At 47.3% G+C, this 6056-nt stretch carries 5 protein-coding genes and 1 pseudogene; 4 read left to right on the top strand and 2 right to left on the bottom strand.

From position 1 onward, the window contains the following. Positions 1-13 precede the first annotated feature (13 nt). On the bottom strand, positions 14-769 hold the full coding sequence (locus tag AC9UEP_RS03290; protein WP_509543969.1) for a bacteriorhodopsin-like: 756 nt from the start codon (positions 767-769) through the stop codon (positions 14-16). Between the two features lie 240 nt (positions 770-1009). On the opposite strand from AC9UEP_RS03290, the gene AC9UEP_RS03295 reads away from it, so the two are divergent. The 4 genes from AC9UEP_RS03295 (at position 1010) to AC9UEP_RS03310 (ending at position 5525) form a co-directional block, all read left to right on the top strand. Continuing rightward, on the top strand, positions 1010-2221 hold the full coding sequence (locus AC9UEP_RS03295) for an MFS transporter (RefSeq protein ID WP_509543970.1): 1212 nt from the start codon (positions 1010-1012) through the stop codon (positions 2219-2221). 10 nt (positions 2222-2231) lie between these two features. Further along, complete coding sequence (gene trhA / locus AC9UEP_RS03300; RefSeq protein ID WP_509543972.1) at positions 2232-2879, top strand: PAQR family membrane homeostasis protein TrhA; 648 nt, start codon at positions 2232-2234, stop codon at positions 2877-2879. An 85-nt stretch (positions 2880-2964) separates the two neighbouring features. Then, positions 2965-3774, top strand: coding sequence for a hypothetical protein (locus tag AC9UEP_RS03305; protein WP_509543974.1), 810 nt, complete (start codon positions 2965-2967; stop codon positions 3772-3774). Positions 3775-3779: 5 nt separating this feature from the next. Further along, the gene (locus AC9UEP_RS03310) at positions 3780-5525 is read left to right on the top strand and encodes an acyltransferase family protein (RefSeq protein WP_509543976.1); all 1746 of its coding nucleotides are present in this window, start codon (positions 3780-3782) and stop codon (positions 5523-5525) included. 42 nt (positions 5526-5567) lie between these two features. Here the strand turns inward: AC9UEP_RS03310 and AC9UEP_RS03315 are convergent. Further along, a pseudogene (locus AC9UEP_RS03315) lies at positions 5568-6056 on the bottom strand (histone H1-like repetitive region-containing protein); the annotation flags it as partial.

Here is a 6056-nt window from a genome sequence, read left to right on the forward strand (position 1 = left end):
TTAGTATGAGTAATTAGTGATCTGCTGGCATGCCTTCAGCATGTGACTTCATGCGAGCGATCTTCAAGATTGTTAGTCCGAATACACACTTCGCAAGAATATCCGCGATTGTGTATCCAACCTGAACAGTTACGAATGATGATGCTGAAGCATCACCAACGATGTTGAAGATGTACGCGATTGGGTAAACACCCCATGTTGCGATGAGAAGCAGACGTAGACGTCCGACTGTCTCAGCAACGCCAGCTGGCTGGCGATCGAGTGACTTACCAAGCTCTACGAATAGTACGTAGAGGATGTAGATGAATGGAATTGTTGAAAGAACTCCGTATAGAACCTGTGTGTTCTGGACAGTTGAGATTTCACCTGGGTAACCAAGTGCGATCATCGCAGCTGAAGCTGGTACTAGGCGAGTGATAAGTGACCTTGAAAGTTCCTTAGCAAGTGCCAATACAGCAATAACTTCAACTAGAAGTAGTGGAACAGTTAGGAGCCAGTCAACGTAGCGATATGCCTCGTTGAATGCGCCAGGATCACCTGAAATGTTGACGGTCGTGCCATCTGAGGCTTCCTTGTATGAGTCAAAAATACGCCAATAGTGGTAGCCAGCAATGAATGTAACCATTGATGACATTACGAGAGCATTACGGTACTTAGGTAGAACGCGTGACTGTGATACCAGGGTATAAACAGTGCATGCAATCATTGAAATTAAGCCCAGTGAGAATACGTTGTAAATAATATTCCATTGGTTGTTGTCAAGTAACATGTATTAAGCCTCCGTGAGTGCTTATCGATGCAGACCGGGCGGTCCGCACGTTCGGCAATATGGCAATTGGAATCCTCGAGGAACCCCAGCGACCACCGACAGAGAATATTGTGCGTCAATCCGGGCGAATAAGCACCCTTGTAGTGCAAGTGTTTTGCGACTTTTTAGGGAGATGAGCGTGAGGTTCGAGGAAAAGAGGACAAATCTCGGTATTTCACCTCCTTTGACTACCCTAGGTGAATGCTCACTCAGCTGCGCGAACTCAGAGGCCATCCGGGCTTTACCAGCCTGGCGATCTCACGTTTCATCTCCAATTTGGGTAACGGAATCTCCCCCATTGCGCTGGCCTATGGAGTTTTGAGCCTGCCCGGAGCAGATGGCAAGGACCTCTCACTAGTCATGGCGGCACGTTTTCTGCCCCTCATAGCATTTATGTTATTTGGCGGCGTCCTTGCAGATCGTTTTCAACGTAACCGACTTGTTGGTGGGGCAGACATGATTGGAAGTTTTATAGCTGCCGTCAGTGCGATTTCTCTTATCGCTCACTTTTCTAGCGTCTGGTTATTGGCGCTCATGGGTGCGCTCTTTGGAATTCTCAACGCAATTTGGTGGCCCGCAATGTCTGGGGTTTTGCCAGAAATAATGCCGAAGGAGAAGTTGCAAGAAGGAAATGCCGTCATTGGTCTGATGACAAATTTTGGATACATCATCGGAACGCTCACAGGTGGAATTCTTGTTGCAACACTGGGCGCTGGATGGGGACTTCTCGTAGATGCCATCTCCTTCTTTATAGCTGGAGTGATTGTCTGGTTTTTACCAATCAGGGGTAAGGCGAAAGAAAAAAGTCCTGGAATTTTGCATGATCTCATTGTTGGTTGGAAAGAATTTATTTCTCGTACCTGGGTAATCACAATGGTCTTTGCATTTGCTTTGATAAATATGGCATTCGAATCGATGTTATCTGTATTGGGACCACTGAACTTTAGTGACCCCAAGACCGGTCCGAAAGAATGGTCTTATAACTTGGCAGCTCTCTCCGTGGGCATGTTGCTTGCCGGTGTGTGGATACTCAAGGTAAAAGTAAAAAAACCTCTACGTATTGCAATGGTTCTTGTTGCAATTTCAGCGCTGTGGGATTTCACTCTTGCATTTGATTTGCCTATTATTTTTTCAATTCTGGCAGGAGTCATTTCGGGGATAAGTTTGGAAGTATTCATAGTCTCCTGGAATACATCTCTGCAAAGCCACGTCCCTGAGGAGTCATACTCAAGGGTCAGTTCATATGACACCTTAGGTTCATTTGGTATCGCACCTCTTGGAATTGTCATTGCTGGACCTTTAGCGATGCATTTTGGAATCAACACGATTCTCTTCGTAACAGGTGTAATAACTTTCATTGCCGCAACGCTGTCGTTGCTGGTTAAATCAGTGCGCGACCTAGAAAACCCCTAGGCTGCTCGTCATGAGTTCGGATCTGCCTGTGAAGCCACCCAAACTGCGCGGTTGGTTTCACCTGGGTGCCACCCCGATAGTCATCATCGCTTCACTTGTTCTCTTTATTCTTAGTCGAGAATCCTTGAAGTTTGCCGTTGCGCTCTACTCCATCACAGCCATCATGCTCTTTAGCGTTTCGGCCGTGTATCACCGCGTGCCCTGGGTGCCGAGTAAAAAGAAGATCTGGCGCCGCTGGGATCATGCCAATATAAATCTACTGATCGCTGGTTCTTACACCCCATTTGCCGTTGCGCTTCTTGATAACCGTGATAGAAATATTCTGCTGGCAGTGATTTGGATTGGCGCAATATTTGGCGTCGCCATCCGCGTTTTTTGGGTGGGCGCACCACGTTGGCTCTATGTTGCCAATTACTTAGTACTCGGCTGGGTTGCCGTGATCTATACCCCGCAGCTTTATCGCGAGGGTGGTTTATGGGTGTTAATTCCTATTCTTATCGGGGGGCTGCTCTACTCCATCGGGGCGATCTTTTACGCCTTGAAATTGCCGGGGCGCAACGCCAAGTACTTTGGTTTCCACGAGCTTTTTCACATCTTTGTGCTCGCAGCATGGATTTCGCAGTACCTAGCGGTCTCTTTCGCCATTTACCGAAAGTAGCGCAATGCCCTAATCTAGGTCTCTCACGGGGCGTGAAGCCTAGTGATAAATATCCGAGTCGATACCGCGAATGAGAGTTCTCACAATGGCAGAGAAGAATTTCCGCAACTGGGTGGGTTTCCGTGAAGAAACCGATCGTGAACCAATTGCAAACCCTGTTGATCGCATTCGTGATCTTGAATCTCAATTAGCTGATCTACGTTCACGTCGCGATATCACTGGTCTTACTCGGGAAGAGTTTGAAATCCTTGCCACCGAAACAGCAATGGCGATGATCAAATCAGCGCAAGCTCGCGAGGCAAAGGCACTTTCCACTGCCGACCGTGTCATTTCTGAATCATCACGTACCGCTAAAGATGTTCTTGAGGGTGCCGATAACAAGGCACGAAGCGTCCTGGCTGGAGCTGAAACTCGAGGGCGTAAATATATTTCGGTAGCTGAACTTGAAGCAGCCGAGCTGGTTCGTGAGGCAAGTCGTGAGGCAGATCTAGTTATGGAGAATAAGCGCCGCGAAGCTGCTGCACTTGCCGCAGCTGCGCGTCGTGAAGCTGAACGAGTAATCGGTGAAGCATCTGAGAACGTCAACGAGTATCGAGCATGGCTTGCCGAAATCATCACGGATACTGAACGTCTCTATCGCTCGCAAAATCAAGCGCTATCTGCTGCCGAGAGTGCAATCGCACAATCTCGTGACCGATTAGATTCTGCCTTTGCTCGCTTAAGTAAGATGAGCGATGTAGTTGCTAGTGCATTAAATGAAGATGGAACTATTAAAAGATCTGCTCCAATTGCCGTAGCGAGTAAGCGCACACGCGCTGCTATAAGTGCACCTAAACGTTCTAAAAAATCTGCTGCAAAGCGCCCTGTTAAGAAATCTGCTACTAAGCGCAAGTAATTCATATGGCTGCCAATCGCGGTATCCAATACATCCCTGCAATCGATGGGCTTCGTGCACTGGCAGTAATTGCGGTGATGCTTTATCACCTGGGTTTCACTTGGATTCCGGGCGGATTTCTCGGTGTTGATCTCTTCTTTGTCATCTCTGGTTATGTAATAACACGTTTGCTCCTTGATTCTATTGAGCAGAGCGGTGGGCTTGATCTTCGCGGCTTTTACCTTGCGCGAGCTCGGCGATTGCTGCCAGCCCTCATCTTCACAGTGACCACTACAACCATTGCAATAGGTATCTGGGCGCCCGATACCATCAAGCGACTTCTCACAGATATGCCATTTTCACTCACAGGCACTATGAATTGGTGGCTGGTCGCGCGTCACCAAGATTATTTCGAAAGTATCGGCCGGCCACCTCTTCTTCAGCACACATGGTCACTTGCAGTTGAGGCACAGTTTTACCTTCTTTGGCCGCTCATTCTTTACTTTATTCTCAAGCGCTTAGGTAAAAGTCGGATACCAATTGCCGCACTTGTTATTGCCGCAGCCTCCGGTATCACGCTGCTTCTTGTTTCATTCTCACTCGATGCCTCAAATGCGTCGAAAGTGAGCCACGTATACTTCGGTACAGATACCCACAGCATTGGATTGTTCTTAGGTGCAGCACTTGCCGTAAGTTGGATTCCACAGAATTTCACGATCAATGTAAGTAAGAAGGCTCAGGACTTCATCGACGGAATTGGTGTCTTTGGTTTTATTGGAATCATCGCAACTTTCTTACTTATCGATGAAACCAAACCGACTTTATACAAAATTGCCTTCCCACTTGCTGGACTCTTCGGAGCCTCAATAATCATGTCGGTTGTTCATCCAGCGTCTCGCTTCGCACCGATTTTGCAAAATCGTATTCTGGTGTGGATTGGTCAGCGTTCATATGCGATGTATTTATGGCATTGGATAATTTTCCAAGTTACTCGCCCGAGTGTTGATCTAGCTGGTCAGATGTGGGCGCTTTATGCACTTCGTATTCTTATTGTTTTTGCGCTAGCTGATATTTCTTTGCGATATGTGGAACAGCCAATTCGTCGAGGAGCTCTCAAACTTTGGCTTAAAGGACTTAAATACAGAACTAAAAAAGAACGCTCGCGACAAACACGTACCTTTGCCGCTGTTTTCGTTGTTGTACTTGCACTTGCTACTGTTGTCAGCGTTCGCGCAGTTTCGATAGGCAATGAACAACGCGCTGCCGTAGAAGAAGCTCTCACCGCTCCAACGGTTTCAATCAGTGCCCCGGAATCGGATGGGCTCTGGGTGACAGGTGATTCGGTCATCTTGGGAATTCGATCTTCACTTGGTGCGCAAAAGCCAATATCGGTGATGAATGCGCGAATTGGACGACAGGCTCCTGAACTTCTAGAGGTCATGACAAGTGATAAGGCTGAAATTGGTAATTCATCGGTGATCTTTAACTTGGGCAATAACGGGGTATTAAATCGCGGTGATGTGCAGGCAATATTCGATCTTGTAAAAGATCAGCCTCAAGTGATTGTGGTGAATACGGCAGTATCAAGACCATGGCGAGATGGAAATAATGCACTGGTCACCGAGATCGCCCAGCAATATTCCACAGTCACACTGATTGATTGGAATTCAATTTCTATGGGCCATCCCGAATACTTTGCACCCGATGGAATTCACTTAGTGCCGACAGGTGTTGCAGTCTATGTTGGAGAAATTCTTAAGTATTTGAAATGAAAAAACCCCGACCAATGCTGGTCGGGGTTTCTTCTATAACTTTTATTCGAACTGGCCGGCAAAGCCGAATGGTGTTGCAACTCCGAGTGAACCATCTGGGTAGACAGCTGAAACGCGGAATGAAGTTGATCCTTCGGTTGCAGTCTTAGCAAATTCTGCCGCCATAGTTGTTGCAGAAACCTCTGATACAACTTTCCACTCACTGAGGTTTGCTCGAGTCTCTACTGAGTAACCCTTTACTTCTCCAGCTGGCGCCCTCCAAGTAATGACCATGACTGACTTCGAGCTGTCTTTCCAATTTCCAATAAAACGTGATGGTGCCTCACCTGTTGTGTTAGTGGCATCTGTCACAGCCGGAGTTTCCTCGGGTGCTGCAGATTCTGTTGCTTCAGGTGCTGCAGATTCTGTTGCTTCAGGTGCTGCCATTTCGCTATCTTTATTTGAATTAGTGATAACAATTGCTCCTACTACCAAAATTCCAAGTAGAACTGCAAAGAGGGCCTTTGATGACGACTTGCTGTTCGGACTCGT

The sequence above is a fragment of the Candidatus Planktophila sp. genome (assembly GCF_040402315.1).
Lineage (GTDB): Bacteria > Actinomycetota > Actinomycetes > Nanopelagicales > Nanopelagicaceae > Planktophila.

Coding starts and splice junctions, on each gene's coding strand:
- AC9UEP_RS03290 (WP_509543969.1), bottom strand. CDS start 769: ATGTTACTTGACAACAACCAATGGAATATTATTTACAACGTATTCTCA.
- AC9UEP_RS03295 (WP_509543970.1), top strand. CDS start 1,010: ATGCTCACTCAGCTGCGCGAACTCAGAGGCCATCCGGGCTTTACCAGC.
- trhA (WP_509543972.1), top strand. CDS start 2,232: ATGAGTTCGGATCTGCCTGTGAAGCCACCCAAACTGCGCGGTTGGTTT.
- AC9UEP_RS03305 (WP_509543974.1), top strand. CDS start 2,965: ATGGCAGAGAAGAATTTCCGCAACTGGGTGGGTTTCCGTGAAGAAACC.
- AC9UEP_RS03310 (WP_509543976.1), top strand. CDS start 3,780: ATGGCTGCCAATCGCGGTATCCAATACATCCCTGCAATCGATGGGCTT.